General features: G+C 49.6%; 19 protein-coding genes. 10 read left to right on the top strand and 9 right to left on the bottom strand.

The window, feature by feature from the left end; translation table 11 throughout:
- Nucleotides 1-7 precede the first annotated feature (7 nt).
- The 6 genes from Q8O77_RS19270 to Q8O77_RS19245 all read left to right on the top strand — a co-directional run bounded on the left by Q8O77_RS19270 (nucleotide 8) and on the right by Q8O77_RS19245 (nucleotide 7,437).
- Nucleotides 8-1,495, top strand: a complete 1,488-nt coding sequence (locus Q8O77_RS19270) for a site-specific integrase (protein ID WP_019677853.1) — start codon at nucleotides 8-10, stop codon at nucleotides 1,493-1,495.
- Nucleotides 1,492-3,564: a hypothetical protein gene (locus Q8O77_RS19265; RefSeq protein ID WP_019677854.1), complete on the top strand. Its 2,073-nt coding sequence runs from the start codon at nucleotides 1,492-1,494 to the stop codon at nucleotides 3,562-3,564. The genes Q8O77_RS19270 and Q8O77_RS19265 overlap by 4 nt, the downstream gene beginning before the upstream one ends.
- Entirely contained in the window at nucleotides 3,561-3,977 is a 417-nt protein-coding gene (locus tag Q8O77_RS19260) for a hypothetical protein (protein WP_019677855.1), read from the top strand. Before Q8O77_RS19265 ends, Q8O77_RS19260 begins: the two co-directional genes overlap by 4 nt.
- Nucleotides 3,974-4,492: a hypothetical protein gene (locus Q8O77_RS19255; RefSeq protein ID WP_019677856.1), complete on the top strand. Its 519-nt coding sequence runs from the start codon at nucleotides 3,974-3,976 to the stop codon at nucleotides 4,490-4,492. The genes Q8O77_RS19260 and Q8O77_RS19255 overlap by 4 nt, the downstream gene beginning before the upstream one ends.
- On the top strand, nucleotides 4,489-6,723 hold the full coding sequence (locus Q8O77_RS19250; protein WP_305557121.1) for an AAA family ATPase: 2,235 nt from the start codon (nucleotides 4,489-4,491) through the stop codon (nucleotides 6,721-6,723). The genes Q8O77_RS19255 and Q8O77_RS19250 overlap by 4 nt, the downstream gene beginning before the upstream one ends.
- Before the next feature lie 417 nt (nucleotides 6,724-7,140).
- On the top strand, nucleotides 7,141-7,437 hold the full coding sequence (locus Q8O77_RS19245) for a hypothetical protein (RefSeq protein WP_019677792.1): 297 nt from the start codon (nucleotides 7,141-7,143) through the stop codon (nucleotides 7,435-7,437).
- On the opposite strand, the gene Q8O77_RS19240 is transcribed toward Q8O77_RS19245, so the two are convergent.
- Complete coding sequence (locus Q8O77_RS19240) at nucleotides 7,434-7,667, bottom strand: helix-turn-helix transcriptional regulator (RefSeq protein ID WP_019677793.1); 234 nt, start codon at nucleotides 7,665-7,667, stop codon at nucleotides 7,434-7,436. The two genes, Q8O77_RS19245 and Q8O77_RS19240, sit on opposite strands and share 4 nt — an antisense overlap.
- Before the next feature lie 131 nt (nucleotides 7,668-7,798).
- Between Q8O77_RS19240 and Q8O77_RS19235 the strand changes: the two genes are divergently transcribed.
- A complete protein-coding gene (locus Q8O77_RS19235) occupies nucleotides 7,799-8,323 on the top strand; it encodes a hypothetical protein (protein ID WP_019677794.1) in 525 nt (174 codons plus the stop codon).
- Between the two features lie 142 nt (nucleotides 8,324-8,465).
- Here the strand turns inward: Q8O77_RS19235 and umuC are convergent, their stop codons facing one another.
- From umuC to Q8O77_RS19195, 8 genes are all read right to left on the bottom strand, one after another.
- Nucleotides 8,466-9,743, bottom strand: a complete 1,278-nt coding sequence (umuC, locus tag Q8O77_RS19230; protein ID WP_019677795.1) for a translesion error-prone DNA polymerase V subunit UmuC — start codon at nucleotides 9,741-9,743, stop codon at nucleotides 8,466-8,468.
- Nucleotides 9,740-10,171, bottom strand: coding sequence for a translesion error-prone DNA polymerase V autoproteolytic subunit (gene umuD / locus Q8O77_RS19225; protein ID WP_157611035.1), 432 nt, complete (start codon nucleotides 10,169-10,171; stop codon nucleotides 9,740-9,742). The genes umuC and umuD overlap by 4 nt, the downstream gene beginning before the upstream one ends.
- Nucleotides 10,172-10,275: 104 nt before the next feature.
- Nucleotides 10,276-10,509 carry a hypothetical protein gene (locus tag Q8O77_RS19220; protein ID WP_019677797.1) on the bottom strand — a complete coding sequence of 78 codons (234 nt, stop codon included), beginning with the start codon at nucleotides 10,507-10,509 and terminating at the stop codon, nucleotides 10,276-10,278.
- A 579-nt stretch (nucleotides 10,510-11,088) separates the two neighbouring features.
- On the bottom strand, nucleotides 11,089-11,841 hold the full coding sequence (locus Q8O77_RS19215; protein ID WP_011784790.1) for a VIT1/CCC1 transporter family protein: 753 nt from the start codon (nucleotides 11,839-11,841) through the stop codon (nucleotides 11,089-11,091).
- A 75-nt stretch (nucleotides 11,842-11,916) separates the two neighbouring features.
- Nucleotides 11,917-14,133 carry a PepSY domain-containing protein gene (locus Q8O77_RS19210; protein WP_305557088.1) on the bottom strand — a complete coding sequence of 739 codons (2,217 nt, stop codon included), beginning with the start codon at nucleotides 14,131-14,133 and terminating at the stop codon, nucleotides 11,917-11,919.
- Between the two features lie 19 nt (nucleotides 14,134-14,152).
- Nucleotides 14,153-14,626 carry a DUF2271 domain-containing protein gene (locus tag Q8O77_RS19205; RefSeq protein ID WP_019677799.1) on the bottom strand — a complete coding sequence of 158 codons (474 nt, stop codon included), beginning with the start codon at nucleotides 14,624-14,626 and terminating at the stop codon, nucleotides 14,153-14,155.
- 54 nt (nucleotides 14,627-14,680) lie between these two features.
- On the bottom strand, nucleotides 14,681-15,061 hold the full coding sequence (locus Q8O77_RS19200) for a PepSY domain-containing protein (RefSeq protein ID WP_019677800.1): 381 nt from the start codon (nucleotides 15,059-15,061) through the stop codon (nucleotides 14,681-14,683).
- A 76-nt stretch (nucleotides 15,062-15,137) separates the two neighbouring features.
- Nucleotides 15,138-16,454, bottom strand: a complete 1,317-nt coding sequence (locus tag Q8O77_RS19195) for a ferric reductase-like transmembrane domain-containing protein (RefSeq protein WP_020833792.1) — start codon at nucleotides 16,452-16,454, stop codon at nucleotides 15,138-15,140.
- A 167-nt stretch (nucleotides 16,455-16,621) separates the two neighbouring features.
- On the opposite strand from Q8O77_RS19195, the gene Q8O77_RS19190 reads away from it, so the two are divergent.
- From Q8O77_RS19190 to Q8O77_RS19180, 3 genes are read left to right on the top strand one after another with little or no spacing between them, the layout of a single operon-like run.
- The gene (locus tag Q8O77_RS19190; protein ID WP_019677802.1) at nucleotides 16,622-17,287 is read left to right on the top strand and encodes a response regulator transcription factor; all 666 of its coding nucleotides are present in this window, start codon (nucleotides 16,622-16,624) and stop codon (nucleotides 17,285-17,287) included.
- Nucleotides 17,277-18,602 (top strand): ATP-binding protein, encoded by a 1,326-nt coding sequence (locus Q8O77_RS19185; RefSeq protein ID WP_305557071.1) that lies wholly within the window; start codon nucleotides 17,277-17,279, stop codon nucleotides 18,600-18,602. The genes Q8O77_RS19190 and Q8O77_RS19185 overlap by 11 nt, the downstream gene beginning before the upstream one ends.
- Nucleotides 18,593-19,732: an AraC family transcriptional regulator gene (locus Q8O77_RS19180; RefSeq protein WP_019677804.1), complete on the top strand. Its 1,140-nt coding sequence runs from the start codon at nucleotides 18,593-18,595 to the stop codon at nucleotides 19,730-19,732. The genes Q8O77_RS19185 and Q8O77_RS19180 overlap by 10 nt, the downstream gene beginning before the upstream one ends.
- Nucleotides 19,733-19,801 lie beyond the last annotated feature (69 nt).

Genomic DNA, 19,801 nt, shown 5'->3' with positions numbered 1-19,801 from the left:
ATTGCATATGAAGTACAATGTAATCCTGAATACAGAGCTAATGACGACGGTTTCGTTTGGGCAGTCTGATGAGCAGTTTACCTATGATCCTTACCCAATTACTCAGACAGGGCAGAAGTTAGATCTGACCTACAGCCAATGTCATTTGCAACCTGAGCGGATCCTGCTGAATTTTGAATTGGTGCACCCAGTGCTCAGAGAACACGCCAAAGCTTACATAGCTGATGCTTGTAAAAGATATTCAAACGAATCTCTCGGTAACCATTTTAAACTTTTAGCTGGGTTTCGCTTTAATGATGATCTTGTTGCTGGAGAAGAGATAACTATATGTATCGAAGACCAGATGCGGCAGTTAATGCAATCAAATATTGGGTCTAGTAGGAAATCTGCATTACGTTTGATTTATGGTTGGTTTGTAGACGAAAATTTTCCGTTCTTTGACGAAGACTTTTTCGATCTGTATCTGGATGTTTTGAAATTTGGTTCTGATGAGGGTAAAGGCAAAGATGTATTAATGCTCATTCCTAACCGTGGCCCCCTGACTATACGTGAAGAAAAGTTGTTCAAGCAAGCAATTAAATCTACTGATATCAAGGCTTTATCAATATTTGAGCTTCAAGGGATGGTTGGACTAAAAATAGGACAGGTTCTTGGCGCTCGTGACACACAAGTCGTCCGTTTGCAGTTCAAAGATATACATGTATCGGATAAAGGGGGAATATCTTTATCGGTACCTCGTGCTAAACAGCGTGGATACAAAAATAACCAGCTGAAAAAAAATCGCCCGATAACCAAAACGTTGTACAACTTGCTCATCGAGTTGAAAACTCGATATGAACAGATGGTCTCAAATTCGATTACTCCAGATTGGTTTATTTTAGTAACACTTAAGAATTCAGGAAGACCAATCAATCAAAGGTTAACCAGAGCTCTGTTCCAAACTCGTCGATTAGCATTTGAGCGCGTTATGGATTTGGGTTTTAAGGTCACAAATCGACGTTTGCGCAAGACTTTTTGCACAAAACTGATTGCCCGAGGTACGCCGTTAAAGGTTGTTGCTGAATTGATGGACCACAGCGATCTGCAGCAGTTGGAAGTGTATTATCGCCACACTCACCATGTCGCAAGAAAGTTAAATGATGTTCTGAAAACCGAAGCGGCAGAAATTCTAGACGTATTTCAAGGAAAGGTAGTCACACCAGAGCAGGTGTCTCAACAAGGGCAGCATATTTTTGCACCGGCTAAAGACCAGTCTCTTCATCTGATAGGGAGTTGCGGGAGCGCTACCCCCTGTTCATTGAACCCTCCTTTAAGCTGTTATGGATGTAGTTCACTTGAAGCATTCGAAGACGCTGATCACAAGGCCGTAGTGGAACTCTTTGTCGAAGAGACAAAGAACCGATTTGGGGAAAATCACGCCATTGAGATATTGCAGCACGACGACTTCCTGAAGGCTACGCGTTTTGTACAAATGCTGGAGAATGGTGAAATATGAGCAACGTGATTGAACTGATGCCGCGGCGGACTGACAATCAACTCGCCAATCTTGAAAAGCTGATTTCCTTTTGTAAAAACAATTCCCCGTTTAAAAATAAAAATAATTGGGAGTGGGAACACATTTATTGGGACGTCAAAGGGATATGCAACACCCAAGCTCGAAAGGCGGGATTTGAGCAGTTTATCTACTTCAATCGTGATAATAATAAAGGGAAAAATGTTAAAACTCCTCGCTCTGAGATGGAGCCATTTCATCACTCTGGTCTCTCTGATGTAGCGAAATGCCACGTTACTATGGTGCAAATCGAATCACCGAAGGATGTGGGTTCCTTACAGTTATATGTTAATTCTTATCGTTATCTGGACAATGTACTGAGCCAATCTGGCTTAACTATTGCGGACCTCTCAGCACATCAATTTAAGTTAGCGGAAAAGGACGCGCGCGAGCGGCTTCAAGACAGCACCTTTTATCGTACTGGTCAAAAATTGGAAGTTATTTGCAAGTTCATTAATCAGCATGGGCTGGCGAAGCATAAAATTGTTTTTAAAAAATCTGCGAAACGTAGTGAAACCCATACCAACAGTGACTCACGAATCGATCAATCATCTATTGATGAACGAGCCAAAAAGCTGCCAACCAAACTTAGCCTGATTGCTGTAGCCACGTTGTCGAATACTGAACTGCAAGGGGATGATGCACTATTTCAGGCCATGACCGAAATTATGTTCGCGACCGGGCTTCGTTTTGATGAAATAGTGACATTAGATACGAGTTGTCTTTATGAGCGTGAAATAGAAGAGCGCAACGTCCTGACTGGATTGGATGATGTTTTTGTAGTTCATGAACTTCGTTACAAGGCGAAAAAAGGGGGCGGTTATAGCTCCAAGGTCATTGCTGACGCGATGGTCACTATTCTGCAAAAAGGACTCAAGACGGCTCTGGACTTGCTCGCTCCTGTAAGGGAGGTTATCCGTCAACTCATGGCAGATCCAGAAGCTAAAATCGACTTCTTTCCGTTATTGAGCAACGAGCCACGGGTCTTTGTTACAGATGTGTGGCGTGAGCTGCAATGGTCTAGTCGGGCAAATATGGGGACCTATCTTGGCAAGCTTGATGTGCCAATGGAAAAGCTTGCCCATAAGAAAACTGGGATTCAATCATTAGCGTTTGCTCCCTTTGATCTCAGACAAAAAACGAACCATTTGGCGCGACAATCTGCATCGAATTTATGGCAACAGGTTAAGGATTTGACTGCAGCTGAACGCCTCGAAGACATGCTGTTTGTCACACAATTTCAGCGCCATCATTCGGTAAAACGATCAGAAGAATGGAGCTTCACATTAATTACTCATACGCAATTCACTGATTACCTCTCCGGACGACCTGAGTTAGGCATGCAAAGCATTTTCGAACGGAAAAACATGATGTTCGAGGGGCAGCCAGTACGGCTAACTTCTCATCAGTTCCGCCATTTCTTGAGCACTATGTTGGAATTGTGCGACACCGTTTCAGATATTGAAGTTGCTAGGTATTTTGGTCGCAAATATATGGGAGATAACGAGACCTATGACCATACCAACAAAACCAAGCTAGTGATGGATGCTGCTGATGATATCCTTGCTTCGACGGGTATTTCGAAAGAGCAGGCTAAAGAAGCTGCAATCATATTTACGATGGTGGATAGAGATGAAGCTTTAGACACGTTAGGTGACCTGACCACGACTCTGATCACTGCTATTGGTATGTGCCGGCATGATTACAATGATTCACCATGTGGTAAACACTACGCGTGCCTGCGAGGCTGCGCGGAGTATTTCCGAGTGAAAGGAAATCAGCGTGAAATAGCAGAAGTTGTGCGTATTCGCGACCAACAAATCCAACATGTTGCAGCCGCCAAAGAGGCTGTTGCCAAAGAGTTTCACGGCTCAAACAATTGGCTTAAGTCTCATGAAGAGCTACTACTCGGGTGTGAGGTTGCACTGGCCATCGAGGCTGACGGATCGGTAGCTGTGGGTGAACGAGTACAAATATTTCCTGACGGGATTATTGGGTGTAGGGCGATATGAGAGACAAACAAGCACGTATCACGCCAGAACGTGAAAAGGAGATCTGCGATCTTATTGTTCTTCTGGCATCGCGAGCCACAAATGGCAAAGTGACATGGGCACAATTAGAGGATGCCACGGGGTTTACTCGACAGGCTCTGTCCGCACGAGAACAGATCGCAGAAACGTACCAAAGTATCAATGGTACAAAAAAGACGATCGTGACAGCTGAGCAAAAACTTGAAGAGTTGAAAGCCAAGCTTGCAAAAAAGGAAGAAGAGTGTAAGAGGTTGAGTGAGACTCTTGCTGAATACGATCAGAAGTATGTGCGTTGGTTATATAACGCAACAAATGCAAATCTCACCGTAGATCAACTTAACGCTCCACTTCCGGATTCAATGAAGACCACTGCTCGTAAAGGCAATAAAAAATGACAGCCGGTTTTGATGTTGAAATTGAATTGTCGGGTTTTAACCTGGATAGGATGCATCCTGCTGCAAAAGCCAATCTGACCAAATTGGCGGATCTATTAGGGCAGTTAGATGACGAGGCTTGGTTGGACTACATTGATAGCGGTGCAATCGATCTGTCTGCACTGGCAAAGGAATTGAGTATCTCTCGTTCCAGCCTCTATCAAAATGAGCACATTAAGCGTTATATACTCATCAAAGCCGAAACGTTGTTCGCGAAAAAGATGATTGTGGAACTTCCATATCAGACTCGAGAAAAGAACAATACTTCCGATAGTTCCAAAGGTATTCGCTACTCGATCACTGATAAAGAGATCCGAGAAAAAAATTTACAAATTAAGCATCTCCAAACACAAGTTGCGGAGTTGTCCGCAGAAATTGATGGGCTAAAAGCAGAAATCAGGGCTGCCAAACAGGAGATAGAAAGGTCAAATGTTCGCGAGCGTCATCTGGCTCAATCTGGGCGACTTTTAAGATGACAGAGTTAAATACCCGTTACGTTACTTTGCGAGTTACCCGTAGTGCATACCAGAGCCGGCATGGTGTTGTATTCAATGGTGTGGAAGTTGACCCTGATACGTTTCGGAAAGTGAATTCCCGGCAGCATTACATCGTTCGTATTGAAGACGTTGATTGCACATCCGTAATTCCTGCATTCAAAAAGGGAATGTTGCTGGACGTCCTGCCTAACACTAAGCTATTGATCCCTATGATAGAGGGTTTTGAGCGCTTTATTGTCACTACCGACACAGTCGAAGTTGTGCGTCCTGCGGGTCAGTTAATTGTTGAACTCTTGGGAGGAAGCAGCCTTTTCAAAGGCATTGGTCCTGTGAAGGCTGAGAAGCTTTGGGCGTTTTTTGGCGAGGAGCTGTATGATTTGTTAGACAAGGGGGACCATAAAACGTTGGTTCAGAAATTGTCCCCTGATACAGCTCAAAATGCAGTGGATGCTTGGCGCAATTACGTCAACATCGACGCAATGCGTTACTGTAATTTGGAATTGGGGCTTGGTGTTTCGATATCTTTTCGGGTATCAGGCTTCTATCTGAAGGATACCGCGTCAAAATTACGGGAAGATCCTTACAGACTTTTGGCATTCGGGTTGTCATTCCGTGAATGTGACAAGCTGGCCACGAAGCTAGGGCATGCTTTGGACTCTCCAATTCGATTGGCTGCGGCTGTAGAGGAAGCTCTTTACGATATTCTGAATAGAGGTAGTACTGTTGCAACTCATAATGAACTCTTCGAGCCTTTAACCAAATTACTATCAACCTTCAGTGGGAAGCCATGCGATGGCCATGCACTGGCTTCGCAGGCCTTGCAGGCTGGTTATACGAGTGAAAATTATGTGTTGTTAGCTGAGGGACGTTATCAAAGTAACGGTGCCTTTGTAATGGAGTCTGCTGTTGCAGAGCGGATTGCTCAGTTAGTAAGCATTCCAGTGCAACTAGTTATGACCAACGAGCAAATTTCAGAGACCATTTGTGATTATGAGCAGACCAAAGGATTCCGGTTGACTTCCTTGCAGCATGAAGCTGTCACAAGGGCTGCCCGCCATAATTTCTTTATTATTAATGGTGGCGCAGGGGTCGGCAAAACTACTGTTCTGGATGCTCTGTATCACGTATTCAGGCAGATGCACATTGTCCCGATTCAGTTAGCATTGGCGGGGAAGGCTGCCAAACGAATGACAGAGGCGACAGGCTATGAGTCATTTACGATCGCCCGGTTCCTGAGGGTTTTCGACTTCAAAAAGTATGAAAACACGGAACTAGCCTTCGTAATTGATGAAAGCTCGATGGTTGATTTGCCCAGTATGTATAGGTTGCTCCGAGTGATCCCGCAGGGTACTCGGATCATCATGTTGGGAGACACTGGTCAACTACCGCCTGTTGATTTTGGACTTGTGTTTCATGAGTTAGTCGAGCTGGACGAGATACCGAAAGTGACTTTAACTGAGGTTCGCCGCCAGGGAGAAAATTCCAATATCCCAAGTGTTGCCGGCAGTATTCGTCACGGAATGATGCCTAAGTTAGACCATCAAGACGTGATGCATATCGAAGCGATGGGGTTTACGCCCATTAAAAAGCTGGCTGCCCAGCTTCGCTTGGAGGCCCCAGAAACCACACAAATCATCTGCCCGACCAACAAGATGGCAGATGCAGTAAATGAGCTATGTTCCGCAGATAACAACAGTGCCAGAATGCGCATATTTGTTGAGGACTTTGACCGCTATGTCGACACTGATTTTCGGGTCGGTGACAAAGTTATGTGTTGCACTAACTTGTATCATTTGGATGTGATGAACGGTTCAGTCGGACAGGTCACCACCGCCTACAAAGAACTTGTAATGGTATCTGATGGTGAGGCTGAAGAGTATGCTAGTTTTGGTCGGATATTGTGGGATGATGGTATTGAACGAGAAGTACCCGCAGAGATGATAGACGTCCTTAAGCTTGCCTATGCCATCACTATTCACAAAAGCCAGGGCTCACAGTTTTCCCGGGTTATTATCCCATTGGATAAATCACCCAACCTTGACCTCACGATGTTTTACACCGCCGTCACCCGCGCGCAAAAAGAAGTCACGTTGATCGGCGACATACGAACGTTGTCCGATGCACTGCAAAAGGAGTTTTCAAAGTCTCGAAATACGGATATGCAACAAAAGCTGTGTTTTTCCATGAACCAGTATCGCCAAGACTCCTGAACGTTCAATTTTCCAACCATTTCCGAATTCAGAACAATCTTCTCTAACAAAAACCTCAGTCGGGCTCTGTATTCGTCAAACGGGGATAGAGGACACAAGGCACTAAAAATTTGCGAATTTATGTCGATTAAAATTGACATATGTCTATTTATAGCTACTCTTATTAAGAGGTGACCCGCCAAGGGACCTCAAACCCAATAGTATTGAACGCCATGGATGGCACCACTAGGAGCGCTATTCATGAGACCCAGAGCCCCCCCAACACAACAAATCAATCATCTGCATTTGTGACGAAATGCCGGCGCGACCACTTTGAATAGTATGGTTTTCGCAGGAGCTAGGGATACCGTCACGTGATGCGGTGTACTTGTTTATCAAGGTATTGCATTTGCACAAGGCTCTGAGGGGAGCGCACAAATGACTGAAATTACAACCATGAGCATGTTTATCAACATGCAACAACGTCAAAAACTTTCGCGGCGTATTCAGAACGTTGTCGAGTCGCTGTTAATCGCATTGAATATCGATCCGTGCGGGCGGCAGTTGATTATGGCCTGCGGCTCAGGTGATGAAAGAAATAACCGGGAGGCGCTGGTTTCCTGGATGGGGAAAGCTATTTGTTGCGAACAACGATTGGATTCGTTTTCAACGGAGCAAATAGCTCACGAGCTACGACATCACCTGGAGCGCTGTATTGGATCTTGGTGTGATTAATGGTCCTGCTCGGATGGAACATGCTCCATCAGCTGCTGGACTGGAACGTCGAAAAATATGCACAGCCGGTCTATGACATCTGTCGTCAGATTACTGCCACGCTCGTGCAACATTTTTGACAGAGTAGCACGATGTACTCCTGTTGCATCTGCGAGCTGGATAAGAGTCAGCGGCTGGCCTGTCCGAAATTCGTAATCATCGATACAACGGCGCAAGTGGAAGCGAATCATGTCATTACTCCTGTATTTCGCCATCATACACGGAATCATGATGCTGACAAAGAATCGCAATAATCTGGTTTATCCATTGTTCAAATTTTATTGGCGAGTGTTGAAAAAAATCGAAATTCGCGGAGCTCATTATGTCAAATTTTCGCATTGCGTATAACCCACAACTTTTTTGGTTGGGTCACTTTTTGACAGATGCTCAAATGGATGACATCACTGAAGCAGAGATGCATCCAAAGCATCACCACAACTTTATTTACCCTTACATGAACAAATGTTCTCATCAGTTTGTTCCGATTTACACGGTAGAGGAGCAAGCGATTTGCCAGGTCCTATCACATAAAGGTTGCATCCCTGCAACGTTGCTGTTTGGGTACAGTTTAGCGACAGAATATGAGTTGAGCGCGAGGGTAGTATGTGCAGAAAAAAGCTTTGAGTATCTTTTTATCGGTGTGGCAGCCTTGCTTTGTTATCATAAAGATAATGGCTTTCTACAAGAGCTTCAGTTTGTGTACGGCAACAGGTTGCTGTACATGATGTGTCGTTACCTACTGAAACAACAAGATATTTTGGGGTTTGATGATCACTCTCATCCTGTCATACAATTTTGTCATGACATGGTTTTCAACATTGATAACGATGTGAGGCTGGACTCATGACGCCCATGCCGAGCTCAATAAACGAAAGCTCAACGTATTGTTTTTAAAAGCGGGTATGTGAAACGTATTAGGCGGCACTAATTGAGTACTTAGATTTGAGCGATTTCGATAGTGGAGAGTCATTGTATGCTGTTAAATAGCATCATTTAACGACCGGGAGCTGTAGCCAGTCCGTAGTATAAGCCGGAGACAGCAATTCACGTTTCATACCCCATTCCTGTTTGGTACCTTGGCTGGCAAACCACAGAGTTTTAGCGTGTTTCGCGTTTAGGGTATCCATCAGTTGCATAAGCGCTTGGTTTGACTCTTTTTGAACAATAGGTTCATCAAACAGGCCAGGCTGGTATACGCCGGGGTCGTAGAAATCAGCTAGCATGACACCGGCTTTAGCGTAGCGGTAACCGTTTAACCATAAGCCATCCAGCAGCTTCATTGCGTGAGTAAGAAAAATTCGGGTATCGCTACTGGGCGTATCAAGTTCGATGCTTTTGCCGGCGCTATAGGGCGCATCTTTGTCGCTAAACGGGCTGGTGCGCAGAAATACCGTAAGATGTTTTGCAGTTTGCTGCTCCTGGCGCAGCTTTTTGCAAGCCCGGCTGATGTATTCGCTTATTGCCTCACGCATTGGCTGTTTATCGGTAATACGTTCGCCAAAGGCGCGGCTACTAACAATCTGCTTTTTAGTGGGAGCCATTTCTTCCAGTGCGATACAACTCTCACCATTAAGTTCTCTTACCGTGCGCTCAACCACCACCGAGAATTGCTGACGCATATACTCAGGGTCTGCATCGGCTAGTTGCAGTGCGGTAGTAATGCCGAGTTGCTGTAAGCGTTTGGTCAGCTTGCCACCAATGCCCCATACTTCATCAACCGGTAGTAGGGCCAGTAACTTACGCTGGCGCGCTTTATCGGTTAAATCGACTACGCCACCTGTGCGATGCCAGGTTTTGGCGGCATGGTTAGCCAGTTTTGCCAGTGTTTTGGTTGGTGCTATACCAACGCAGACGGTAATGCCTGTCCACTTGCTTACAACCTTACGCACCTGCAAGCCAAAGTCGGTCAGGCTTTGGCTGAATGCCATGCCGGTTAAATCCAGAAAAGACTCGTCGATAGAATACACTTCCACTCTGGGAGCCAGGCTTTCCAGTGTGCTCATTACCCGCTGTGACATATCGGCATACAGCGCATAGTTGGACGAGAAGGCCACCACACCCTGTTTTTGTATCAGGTCGCGCACCTGAAACACCGGCACGCCCATTTTAATGCCGAGCTTTTTGGCTTCTTTGGAGCGGGCCACCACGCAGCCATCGTTGTTAGACAGAACCACCACCGGCTTATCTGTTAAATCAGGCCGAAATAGCTTTTCACAGCTGGCGTAAAAGTTATTGCAATCCACCAGCGCAAATATGGGTGTTGTCATTTGCGCTTCATTTGCCGAATAATGTTCGTCACTACACCAAAAATATTGAGCTCTTCACCATTGCGCGGCCGTATAGGTTTATAAGCCGGATTACGGGGTAACAAACACAGTGCAGGACGGGTGCAGAGCTCTTTCACGGTAAATTCACTACCCACTGCCGCTACCACTATATCGCCATGATCGGCATCTACCGAGCGGTCTACAACCAATACGTCACCGTCATAAATACCGGCCTCTATCATCGAATCTCCCTCAACCCGGACAAAAAACGTGGCGTTAGGATGGCGAATACATAGCTCGTTTAAATCCAGCGTGCGCTCGACATAGTCTTGTGCTGGTGACGGAAAGCCCGCTTTTACCGGGTCGCTATAGAAAGGAATTTGCTGTTTCGGCCACGAATCGGCATTACCAATAAATACTGCTGACATACCCACCTCTTGCATGTATGGATATACAGTATATCAGGGAGGCTGGAATTGGCAATTCTGATACCGATTAGTGTAATGATTGTTTAATTCGGCAACTGGATTTGCTAACGGCTTTTGTCAATTAGCGTACCTAAGCAGGTTAATGCCTCTGCATAACAGCTATATGTTTCACCAACTTGATACCATTGATTGCAGAGATATCCAGGCAGCAGTAAAAGTATTGTCTGTTTATCGTTAGACGGATTGAGCTTGGCCAGAGATGGTAAGTCTCTGCCAATACCATTCCATTCCTGAAGGATTTGCACTGCTTGTTGTTCAGTGACGCGATGATTGTCCATAACCAAACCTTAAAAGTGAATTATTAGTTAAAAAATAGATTTACAAATGATTAGTGTCAAATATTCGGAATACTAAAATGAACGTCACCATTCGTTTAGAGCATGAGTGGATGCGTTCTTATTTAACGAACAAGATGCTGCGAACAAGGCAGTATTGAAATCCAAACTTGGGGGGATGCAATGCTCTGTTTGTAAATTAGCAGTTCAAAGCCGCTTGCGAACAACCTCACTTCAGTGGTGCTTTATTCGATGAAGATTTGTTGAACATTTTTGTTTAATGTGAGCTGATAGGGGTCAGTTCACGAAACGGAAAAAATTGTACGCTAAGCCTTTGGCATCAATGATATCGACACCATTTTTTCCACAATTCATAAAGTTGCGCAGTAATTAGTCGACGACTGGCCCTTGCTAAATAATTTTCATTTCAGCATGAGTTGTGCTTTAAAAATTCAATTCTGCAACTACACTCATTGGGCGAACAGAGCGAGAAATCCGCCGTTAATTCCAATAGCGGGTACGCGAATGAATATCAGCTCTTAGGGGAATATTATGTTAAATTGTCTATTCACCGCTGAAGAACTAACCCCCCAATAACCCCTGCGCAAAATGCCCAGTAGCAAACGCCAGCCCCGCTGCGGCCGTACCCATGATCAAAGTCCGGAGTCCTGATCGCATTGCTGGTAAGCCATAGACGATACTTTTAAGCATTCCGATACCCAAGAAGACGACGCCTGCCAAACCAAGACTCGTCAGGAACTGAATCTGACTCTCCATACCCGGGATGGCATAAGGCAGTAAAGGTAAAGCACCAACCGACAAAAATGCGGCGAAGGTAGTCAACGCGGCTCGGCGTGGGCTGAGTCCGGCACCCGAGAGTCCGTACTCTTCTCGCAACATGGTTGCTACCCACACATCGGGATTACGACTGATAGCCTCCACTACTTGCTCCAGCAATTCGCCGTCGAATCCCTTCGCCTGAAACAGCTGGCGAATTTCCTCACGTTCACCTTCTGGCACAGCACGGATATGTTCACGTTCTGTGCGTTCAGCAAATTTGATCTGATTCAACTGCGCCTGGCCCGCTTCGTAATTACTTACCGCCATGCTGAAGCCGTCTGCAATCAGGTTTGCAAAGCCGAGTACCAACGCAACCTGTGGCGAGAAACCTGCGCCGAACGCACCCGATACAACCGCAAACGTTGTAACGCAGCCATCGATGCCGCCAAGCACAGCATCTGGTAGCGTCGAGGCCTTAACGGGACCAGCAAGCCGTGCACGAACGGCATTAGGCTGGTGCTCGCTGAGCAGTCTTTCATTTTCTGTGGATGGCATCTTTCAGCTTCCTGTTCAGGACGCGATTTGGTGCTTTGGGATTATAGGCTCAGTTCGACCTTGTCACTTTATCTGTCAATATACATCTTCAAGATAACGTCCCTGGCCTCTCAGAGTTTCAATATCGATGTGCAAGGGTTTGAGAATGTCTTCTATAACCTGCCGCACAGCCGCCGCCATATCCCGGCCACCACAGACCAGTATCTGCGCACCGGTGTTAACCATCTGTCGCACGGCTAATTCATCCTGTTTGAGCTTATCCTGCACGTAGGTGCGCTCGTCTGCTCTTGAGAAGGCAGTGTTCAGCGCGCTCAGTCGATGATCGTCAAGATAGCGCCCGAGCTCGGGTTGGTAGAGAAAATCCGAACTGGAATCGCGACCGCCCCAGTACAGATACATAGGGTTGCGTCTGGTATTTTTTCGGATGAAACCGGTTAACGGACCAATGCCGGCACCTGCACCGATTAGGATAACTGGCTGGCTACCTGTAGCTGGCCGGAAGCCTGGATTGGGGCGGATAAAACCATCGATACAAGCTCCCGGCTTGAGGTCATGCAAGTACCCGGAGCATAGACCGCCGGGCTGCTTGCGGACGCATATCTCAACAATCCCGTCACTAGCTGAGGACGCGAGCGAGTAGAACCGCGGGGCTTGACCGTGTGGGGGAATAACCCCCAAAAGGTCTCCCGCCTCGAACGGTGGCAGCGCTTTAAATCTTCTTGGAGAAGCCGTTAGCCATCCGCCCTGCTCCGCCGGTTTGAACCGGAAGATACTGGTGGGCGCCTGAACCGCAATCCCGTAATCCGCCCTTTCTACCAGTTCCAGTTTGACCGTTGCTGGCTGCAATGCACAGTAGTTCAAGAAAAGCGGAGTACCGATAACCTCACCAACCCGGTTTCCCCACTCACTGAATTGCGAGGCAGAACACCGATCAATCAGTTCAATGGCGTGCAAACGGCTGACGCCTTTACCGGCGAGCGCAGCATCCACCGACAAGGCAAACTGACAGAAGTTCGGAAACTGCCGGTCACCAAAACCCAGTACCGTGTATCGCAGGTTCTTCTCAGCCCGGAATTCTTTGAGCCTGGCCATAAACTGCCGGGCCGATGCGGGTGCATCACCATCGCCGTATGTCGAAGTCAGCACGAACAGCCTGGAAGCCTGCGGATACTGCTTAGCCAGGGCATTCATCTCGCTGCAATGCACGCGGAAACCGGCCTTATTCAGGCTGCTATGGAGTTCCCGGGCAAATCCCCAGGTGGCATTACCTTCGGAGCCGACCAGAATAATTGTATCCGCCTGAGCGGCATCGGCGTTGTCAGGAAGCTGCCCTGAAGACCGGCGACGCTGCCACCAGATGGTTGCACCTGTTATCGAGAGAGCTGGCACAGTCAGTGCCGCAGCGCCAAGAATCAGGCCAAGCCACCATAGGCCTTCACCGGTGTGCAAACGTACAATCCAGTCCTGCAATACGCCGCTGTCAGAGCGCGGCTGGAACTGCAGCAACTCGCCCGTAGCCTGGTCCACGAATCCGGAGCCGCCGGCGGTTGACAGCGAATAGACGTCCTGCGGATCACCGGCATAGGGAAACACCAGTTCCCGGAGTTCGCCAAGATCGAAATTGCCTAGCGCTTTTAAGGTGCCCACAGGCGATGGTTGCCCGCCCGAGACCTCAGCCGGAAACCCTGGCCCTGTGTCAGGCGCTTCCGGCAGCAAACCAAAGCGCTGTGCCGACATATAGCTACCGGTCAGTGCGGATAACAGTAGGCCGAGCACGGCAAACCGGGCCAATTCGGCATGGATTCGTTTCCCGCCAGAGCCGGAAAGCGGTCTTAATATATTCTTCCAACCCCCGGTACGCCGGGCTATCAAAAATATTCCCGAAAGACACAGAAGCACCATCAAAACAGCCAATACGCCGGCCAGCGCTCTACCGGCATCATCCAGCATAAACGCACGATGCAGATCCTTGATCCAGCCAAAGAATGCGGAAGGTTCGTAGGGCGTGCCCTCACCTGTTACCGGATTCACCAGATCCGCACCGGCCTGGCCGTCACGGCTGTAATAGACAATGACCTTGCCAGAAGGCTCTCGCACGATCTGCTCAGTCCCGGGATAGTGAGCAACGATCCGGTCAGCCAGCTCGGCGATACTGATTTCACCGGAAGCCGGAATGACCGCTGAGGCTCTTTCCAGCACCGGCGCCAAAGCCAACACAGCACCCGTGACTGAGAGAACCATCAGAAGCAAACCAGTAAGCAGGCCCGGTAAGCTGTGGAACTTGCGCAACATAGCCGACGCTCCCGGTGGATTATTGAAGCTCGTAGGTCAGAGCGCGCACGTAACCACGTCCTGAAACCGGCTTTCCGGACCCTTCGGTGGTCAGGGGGGCTATCACATCGGCTCTGATATCGCGCATATCTTCAACAGCAGAGTCGACTCGAACCTCATAGCCGTTGTCGATCAGCGAATCATCGAGGTTCACAGTCACTTTCAGCGTGCGGCCACTGGTAACACTGGCGCCAGTCAAGCCGTCATACTCTGCAGGATCAAGCCCACTGCCCCGGGCCCAGCCTCCCAGGTGTTTGTAGTATTTAGATTTCTTCCCGGAAACCCAAAGGGTACCCTGATACTCTCCGGCGGCATCGGTAAGATACAGCGCCAGATAGGCTCCATCGCCGCCGTAATTCTGTAGTTCCGTAGTGAAGGTCACGTCACGGGCCTGGGCGAATACCGGTAAAGCCAAGGCGGCGAAAAGGCTGCAAGTGAGAACAAACGTTTTCATAAATGGTCTCCAAAAACCTGATGAACGTTAAAGGAACAGGGCAAATTCGCTCAGTTACTCAACGGTAACCGTGGGACGCCCCTTGACGATGCCGTTGCGTGGCGCCTGACTTTTGGGATTGTCCTGTCCATTTTTCCTGTTGCCGCGGTCCCTCTCCTCATCGTCACTGTCTTCACGCTCCCATTTCATCATGGTCAATGAAGCGGGCGCGAAAGAGGCTTCTGCCCTGACCCCATCGGCATCGAGGCCCCGGACTTCATAACAACCGTCGTCAACCTTTATTCGGTGAACTGTCCAGCCTTCGGCTTCCAGCTTTTCACGCAGATTTTCACGGGGCTGCCAACTCGCCACCGGATCATCGCAGTCGTCATCGGCCAGTGCGGTGCCGCTCAGAAGTAACAAAGACAGGCTCAGAATAATGGGTTTGGTCTTCATGGTGTCTCTCCTGCTGGTTGTGTTAAATCCACTCTAAGGCGCTAACCTGACAACGACCTGAACAAACGAGGCCATTTCAGCGGAACTGAAAAGCTTCTTTATGGAAGCGAGTCAGGCGGAAGGGTGCTGCCCGCAAGCCGTTTCTAATGGCTTCCCCCAGCCCTGCCGGGCCGCAGAACCAGACCTCTGCGCCTGCTGCCGAGCGTCCGTTGGTAGACAACGTCTCGGCAGACAACCTCTGCCCCTTGCTGCTGTCATGAATCTCGAGGTGTATCCCGGGAAAGCCATCGCAAAGCGCCCGAAGTCGATCCACCATGGGATCCTGGCCGGCGTTGCGCGTGCAGTAATGCAGATCGGCTTCAGGCACGGTGGCGTCGGTGGCGCTGCTTAGAGCTTCGAGCCAGGCCAGAAACGGCGTGATCCCGATGCCACCGGCTATCCAGATCTGGTGGGATTTGCGGTTGCGGCGATCGAAGTTAAAACAGCCGTAAGGGCCTTCTATATTTACGGTTTGCCCCACGCTGATTTTCTGGCTCAGATTGCGGGTAAAGTCTCCGAGGGATTTGATGAGGAAGGTAACAGTGCCATTTTCCCGATCCGCACTGGCGATGGTGAACGGGTGCGCACCCTCAATCCGGTCGAAGGTCACAAAGGCGAATTGCCCCGCACGGTGACCGGGCCATGCCGGCCCCATGTGGCAGGTAACTTCGGTGACGTCCCGGTCTGGTGTTTTGATCGCGGTGACCATGCCGCGAACCTGGCGACGACGACCAACTCTGCCGGTCAGAGATAGCCCGCTGGCGATGCTCCCGCCAAAGAGCAAAATGGCCATCAGTAGTCCGATTGGCTGCTGCCACCATTGCAGCGGAGTCAGCCACGCCGCGTGGAAAGCGAGCAACAGATAAAGCACCGGCATGCCGCGATGCAAATAACGCCAGTATTTGTAGGGAAACTTGCGCCACAAAGTGATCAACAGCATGGCGAACAGCAGATAGACGGCGAACTCCCCTACCTCTTCCGCAGCATCGCGCATGGTGTCGATGAACCCGGAATAATCCTGATCGTGCAGCCTGCCGGCCTTTCCGAAAATCGACTCTATAACATCGTCACCCATTTCAATCAGCCAATGAGCTGCCGCGAATACCACTGCCAGAATGCCCGCCCATTTGTGGGTGCGATAGATCTGATCCAACCCGCCCAGCGGTCTCTCCAACCAGGCTGGGCGCAGAGCCAGCATCATGGTCAGTGACATCAGAGCAATGGATAACAGCCCACTGAGCAGCAGGCTCTGGTCATAGACTGCCCAGGGAGAACCGGCCCCAGGACCTGCAAAGAGGTTCCAGGCCCATAGGCCCAAAACCAACACAACGAAAGGAAAAATCATCCGCATCATCACATCTCCTGCGATCGGTACCTGGAATATTCCCCCGAAGGCTAGCGCCCAAACCTGACAGCCAGCTGAAGGTCGGTGAAGAGAGATCGAAGCGTTATTGACCATTCAGCTGGCTGTCAGGTTTGAGCTGTAGTATCTTGATTCCAGGGCTGGGTCAGAGGTGAACGATGCGGGTACTTTTGGTGGAGGATACGGTGGGATTGGGCGAGGCGGTCCGGGATCAGATTGCGGACGACGGCCACGCTGTGGACTGGGTGCAAACGCTGGGCTTTGCCGAGGCGAGTGTCAGGACCACACCCTACGACCTGATTCTGCTGGACCTGATGCTCCCCGACGGTCATGGCTTGGGCTTTTTGCGAACACTCCGGGCTACCGGAAAAACAACACCGGTGATCATTCTTACTGCCAGGGATCAGGTGTCTGACCGGATTGAAGGATTAAATGCCGGTGCTGACGACTACCTGGTCAAACCCTTTGATCTTTCGGAGCTGTCGGCCCGCGTGGCCGCGGTGGCTCGCCGATATCGCGGCAATCCAAGCCCGATTATACAAGTGGGCGAGCTGATGATTGATCTTGGCGATCACCGCATCAGTCGCAACGGCCTGCCGGTAGAACTTACGGCACGGGAGTGGGCATTGTTTGAGGGCTTTATCCAGCGACCCGGAATGCTGTTATCGCGATCGCAACTGGAGGATCGTCTATACGCTTTCGGGGCCGAAATCGAAAGTAACACCATCGAAGTTTATGTCAGCCGTCTGCGTAAAAAGCTCGGGCGGGACGCTATCGTAACCGTCAGGGGAATGGGCTATCGCCTGGAAACACATGACCACTAGAACCAGCCTGCAAAAAACACTCGGTATCGGCCTGACACTCGGTGTCACCCTACTCTGGCTGTTGGGCGTGACCGCTTCGGGACTGGTGGCACAGCATGAAATGAACGAGGTCTTCGACAGTGCCCTGGAAGAAACCGCCCAGCGCATACTGCCACTGGCGGTCACCGACATCCTGAACCGTGAGAACGGCGCGGGCAATCAAAAGGCCCCAGCCCTGAAAGACCATGACGAATACCTGACCTATCTGGTACGGGACGAAGCTGGAAATATTCTGCTCCAGTCCCACGATGCCGACCCTGGCGTGTTTAGCAGGACCCCCGCGGAAGGGTTTTCAGATACTCTGACCCACCGGCTATATGGCGTATCTGCAGTCAGCAATACCATCTATCTTGAAGTGGCCGAACCCTTGGCGCACCGGCGTGAATCCGCTCTGGAGGCGGGATTAGCCTTACTGTTGCCTTTACTGGTGCTGATTCCGGTCAGCCTGTTGGGTGTCTGGTGGATTGTCCGGCTTTCCCTTCGTAAGGTGGTCGATTTTCAGCAAGACATTGAATCCCGCGGCGCGGGAGATCTGTCCCCTGTTGTAGAAGAGCAGTTACCCCGTGAATTCGAACCAATCGCTATTGCCGTCAACCGACTGCTTGAGCGATTACACCGTGCACTTGAATCGGAACGGAGCTTTACCGCCAACAGTGCCCATGAATTGCGAACTCCCCTGGCAACAGCGCTTGCCAAAGTGCAGCGACTGAAAACCAGAATGCCCGATGATTATCTCAAGAATGATGTTGCAGAAATTGAAGAAGCGTTACGCAGTCTCTCGGTGCTGTCCGGAAAACTGCTCGAGTTGGCAAAAGCAGAAGGTGGCGGTGCACTCTCACAAAGCCAGCAGGATCTTGTGCCCATCCTCGCGATGATTGCCCGGGATTTTGAGGCCCAGGCACCCGGGCGAGTTGTTTTATCCCTGCCGGAGCGCGAAGTGAACTCCTTTCTTGATCCCGATGCCTTCGCCATCCTGGTGCGTAACCTGATCGAGAATGCCCTTAAGCATGGTTCCCGTAGCGAGCCGGTGAAGATCAACCTGAACGATAATGGGGTTTTAAGGGTCTGCAATGGCGGTGCAAGAGTGCCACCGGAACAGCTCGCTCTTTTAAGAAACCGGTTTGCACGCGCCAAAACGGACGCTGCAGGTTCTGGCCTGGGCCTCGCGATTGCCGATGCGATTGCTAAAGGTGCCGGCATGACCCTGCATCTCAGATCGCCGGCAACAGGACGGCAGGATGGTTTTGAAGCGGAGCTGAATCTGGTATGTATCTGACACTCACCGACATTGTGCTGCTGACGAGCATCATTCAATCGCTGGCTCTTGCCGTTTTTCTCCTACTTCCATCCAACAGTGGGCTCATATCTAACCGACTCCTGGTTGCCACTCTGGTGTTCTTCGCCGCCGGGCTGGGAGAGATCTTCCTCTATGGCAGCGGGCTTGCGCTCCAGTACCCAAACTTCGCCTACCTCGGAACACTCATCGGACTTTTACAAGCCGGCACGCTCTATCTATATGCGCAATCGCTGATGTATCAGAATTTCCAGTTACGCGGGAAGCATCTCGTGCACACGTTGCTCTTCTGGGTGGTCGGCGCAATTTTTCTGATTGAATATTATTTACAGCCAAGCGAGACCAAAGTTCAGATTCTGCTTGAACGGGACCACCCGGGCGTACTTACCTCTCCCCTTCTTGCAGTCGCTATTCACGCGGTCTTTCTGGGCTACCTGTACGCGACTATTCGTGCGATTAACCGTTTCGGCCTTGGTATTCGACAGATTTTCTCGAGTATTGAAAACAAACAACTTGCGTGGTTACGGACGCTTCTGATCGGCTATGCAGTGGCTTGGACCGTGAGCATGATGTACTGCCTTACAGCGCATGTGTTTAGAAGCGTGCCCGGAACCGAGTGGGTGGCCGGCGCTGGCGCTGTAACGGGCTTCATTTTCATCAATTTTCTGATGATAAACTCTCTTCGCCAACCCGTTGTTTTCTCTGGATTGGCAGCAGACCAGGCCGCCTTGCTGGAAGAAGAGCCCACGCCGCAGTTTGATCAAACTTTAAAGGTCAGGCTCCAACAGTTAATGCACCAGGAAAAGCCCCACTTGCACCCCAACCTGACCCTGGAACAACTTTCACGGAAATTGGGCGCCCCTTCAAGAGAGGTTTCACGGGCCATTAACCAAGGCTTTGGCTGCAATTTCTTTGAGTTCGTCAGTCGCTATCGCATCGACGAGGCGAAATCGCGCCTGGCCGATGCAGCCAATCAGGCAAATATTCTGCAAACTATGTATGACTCTGGCTTCAACTCGAAGTCCGTATTCAACACTGCTTTCAAGAAAGAGACAGGATTTACCCCCAGTGAATATCGCCGACGAGCCCTGCAGGGCGATATCCGACCCTAGCCACGATCCTGAACCTGGCTACCCGGCGTTCGAGTACGCTCTCACCCGATACTGAAACCTCTAAACAGC

The sequence above is a fragment of the Rheinheimera sp. genome (assembly GCF_030690345.1).
In the GTDB taxonomy this organism is placed as follows: domain Bacteria; phylum Pseudomonadota; class Gammaproteobacteria; order Enterobacterales; family Alteromonadaceae; genus Alishewanella.
The sequence above is the reverse complement of the archived record's forward strand: the minus strand, read 5'-3'. Positions and strand labels throughout refer to the sequence as shown.

What these genes read in the sequence shown, in the direction of transcription:
- Q8O77_RS19270 (WP_019677853.1), top strand. Translation starts at nt 8, where the DNA reads ATGAAGTACAATGTAATCCTGAATACAGAGCTAATGACGACGGTTTCG.
- Q8O77_RS19265 (WP_019677854.1), top strand. Translation starts at nt 1,492, where the DNA reads ATGAGCAACGTGATTGAACTGATGCCGCGGCGGACTGACAATCAACTC.
- Q8O77_RS19260 (WP_019677855.1), top strand. Translation starts at nt 3,561, where the DNA reads ATGAGAGACAAACAAGCACGTATCACGCCAGAACGTGAAAAGGAGATC.
- Q8O77_RS19255 (WP_019677856.1), top strand. Translation starts at nt 3,974, where the DNA reads ATGACAGCCGGTTTTGATGTTGAAATTGAATTGTCGGGTTTTAACCTG.
- Q8O77_RS19250 (WP_305557121.1), top strand. Translation starts at nt 4,489, where the DNA reads ATGACAGAGTTAAATACCCGTTACGTTACTTTGCGAGTTACCCGTAGT.
- Q8O77_RS19245 (WP_019677792.1), top strand. Translation starts at nt 7,141, where the DNA reads ATGACTGAAATTACAACCATGAGCATGTTTATCAACATGCAACAACGT.
- Q8O77_RS19240 (WP_019677793.1), bottom strand. Translation starts at nt 7,667, where the DNA reads ATGATTCGCTTCCACTTGCGCCGTTGTATCGATGATTACGAATTTCGG.
- Q8O77_RS19235 (WP_019677794.1), top strand. Translation starts at nt 7,799, where the DNA reads ATGTCAAATTTTCGCATTGCGTATAACCCACAACTTTTTTGGTTGGGT.
- umuC (WP_019677795.1), bottom strand. Translation starts at nt 9,743, where the DNA reads ATGACAACACCCATATTTGCGCTGGTGGATTGCAATAACTTTTACGCC.
- umuD (WP_157611035.1), bottom strand. Translation starts at nt 10,171, where the DNA reads ATGTCAGCAGTATTTATTGGTAATGCCGATTCGTGGCCGAAACAGCAA.
- Q8O77_RS19220 (WP_019677797.1), bottom strand. Translation starts at nt 10,509, where the DNA reads ATGGACAATCATCGCGTCACTGAACAACAAGCAGTGCAAATCCTTCAG.
- Q8O77_RS19215 (WP_011784790.1), bottom strand. Translation starts at nt 11,841, where the DNA reads ATGCCATCCACAGAAAATGAAAGACTGCTCAGCGAGCACCAGCCTAAT.
- Q8O77_RS19210 (WP_305557088.1), bottom strand. Translation starts at nt 14,133, where the DNA reads ATGTTGCGCAAGTTCCACAGCTTACCGGGCCTGCTTACTGGTTTGCTT.
- Q8O77_RS19205 (WP_019677799.1), bottom strand. Translation starts at nt 14,626, where the DNA reads ATGAAAACGTTTGTTCTCACTTGCAGCCTTTTCGCCGCCTTGGCTTTA.
- Q8O77_RS19200 (WP_019677800.1), bottom strand. Translation starts at nt 15,061, where the DNA reads ATGAAGACCAAACCCATTATTCTGAGCCTGTCTTTGTTACTTCTGAGC.
- Q8O77_RS19195 (WP_020833792.1), bottom strand. Translation starts at nt 16,454, where the DNA reads ATGATGCGGATGATTTTTCCTTTCGTTGTGTTGGTTTTGGGCCTATGG.
- Q8O77_RS19190 (WP_019677802.1), top strand. Translation starts at nt 16,622, where the DNA reads ATGCGGGTACTTTTGGTGGAGGATACGGTGGGATTGGGCGAGGCGGTC.
- Q8O77_RS19185 (WP_305557071.1), top strand. Translation starts at nt 17,277, where the DNA reads ATGACCACTAGAACCAGCCTGCAAAAAACACTCGGTATCGGCCTGACA.
- Q8O77_RS19180 (WP_019677804.1), top strand. Translation starts at nt 18,593, where the DNA reads ATGTATCTGACACTCACCGACATTGTGCTGCTGACGAGCATCATTCAA.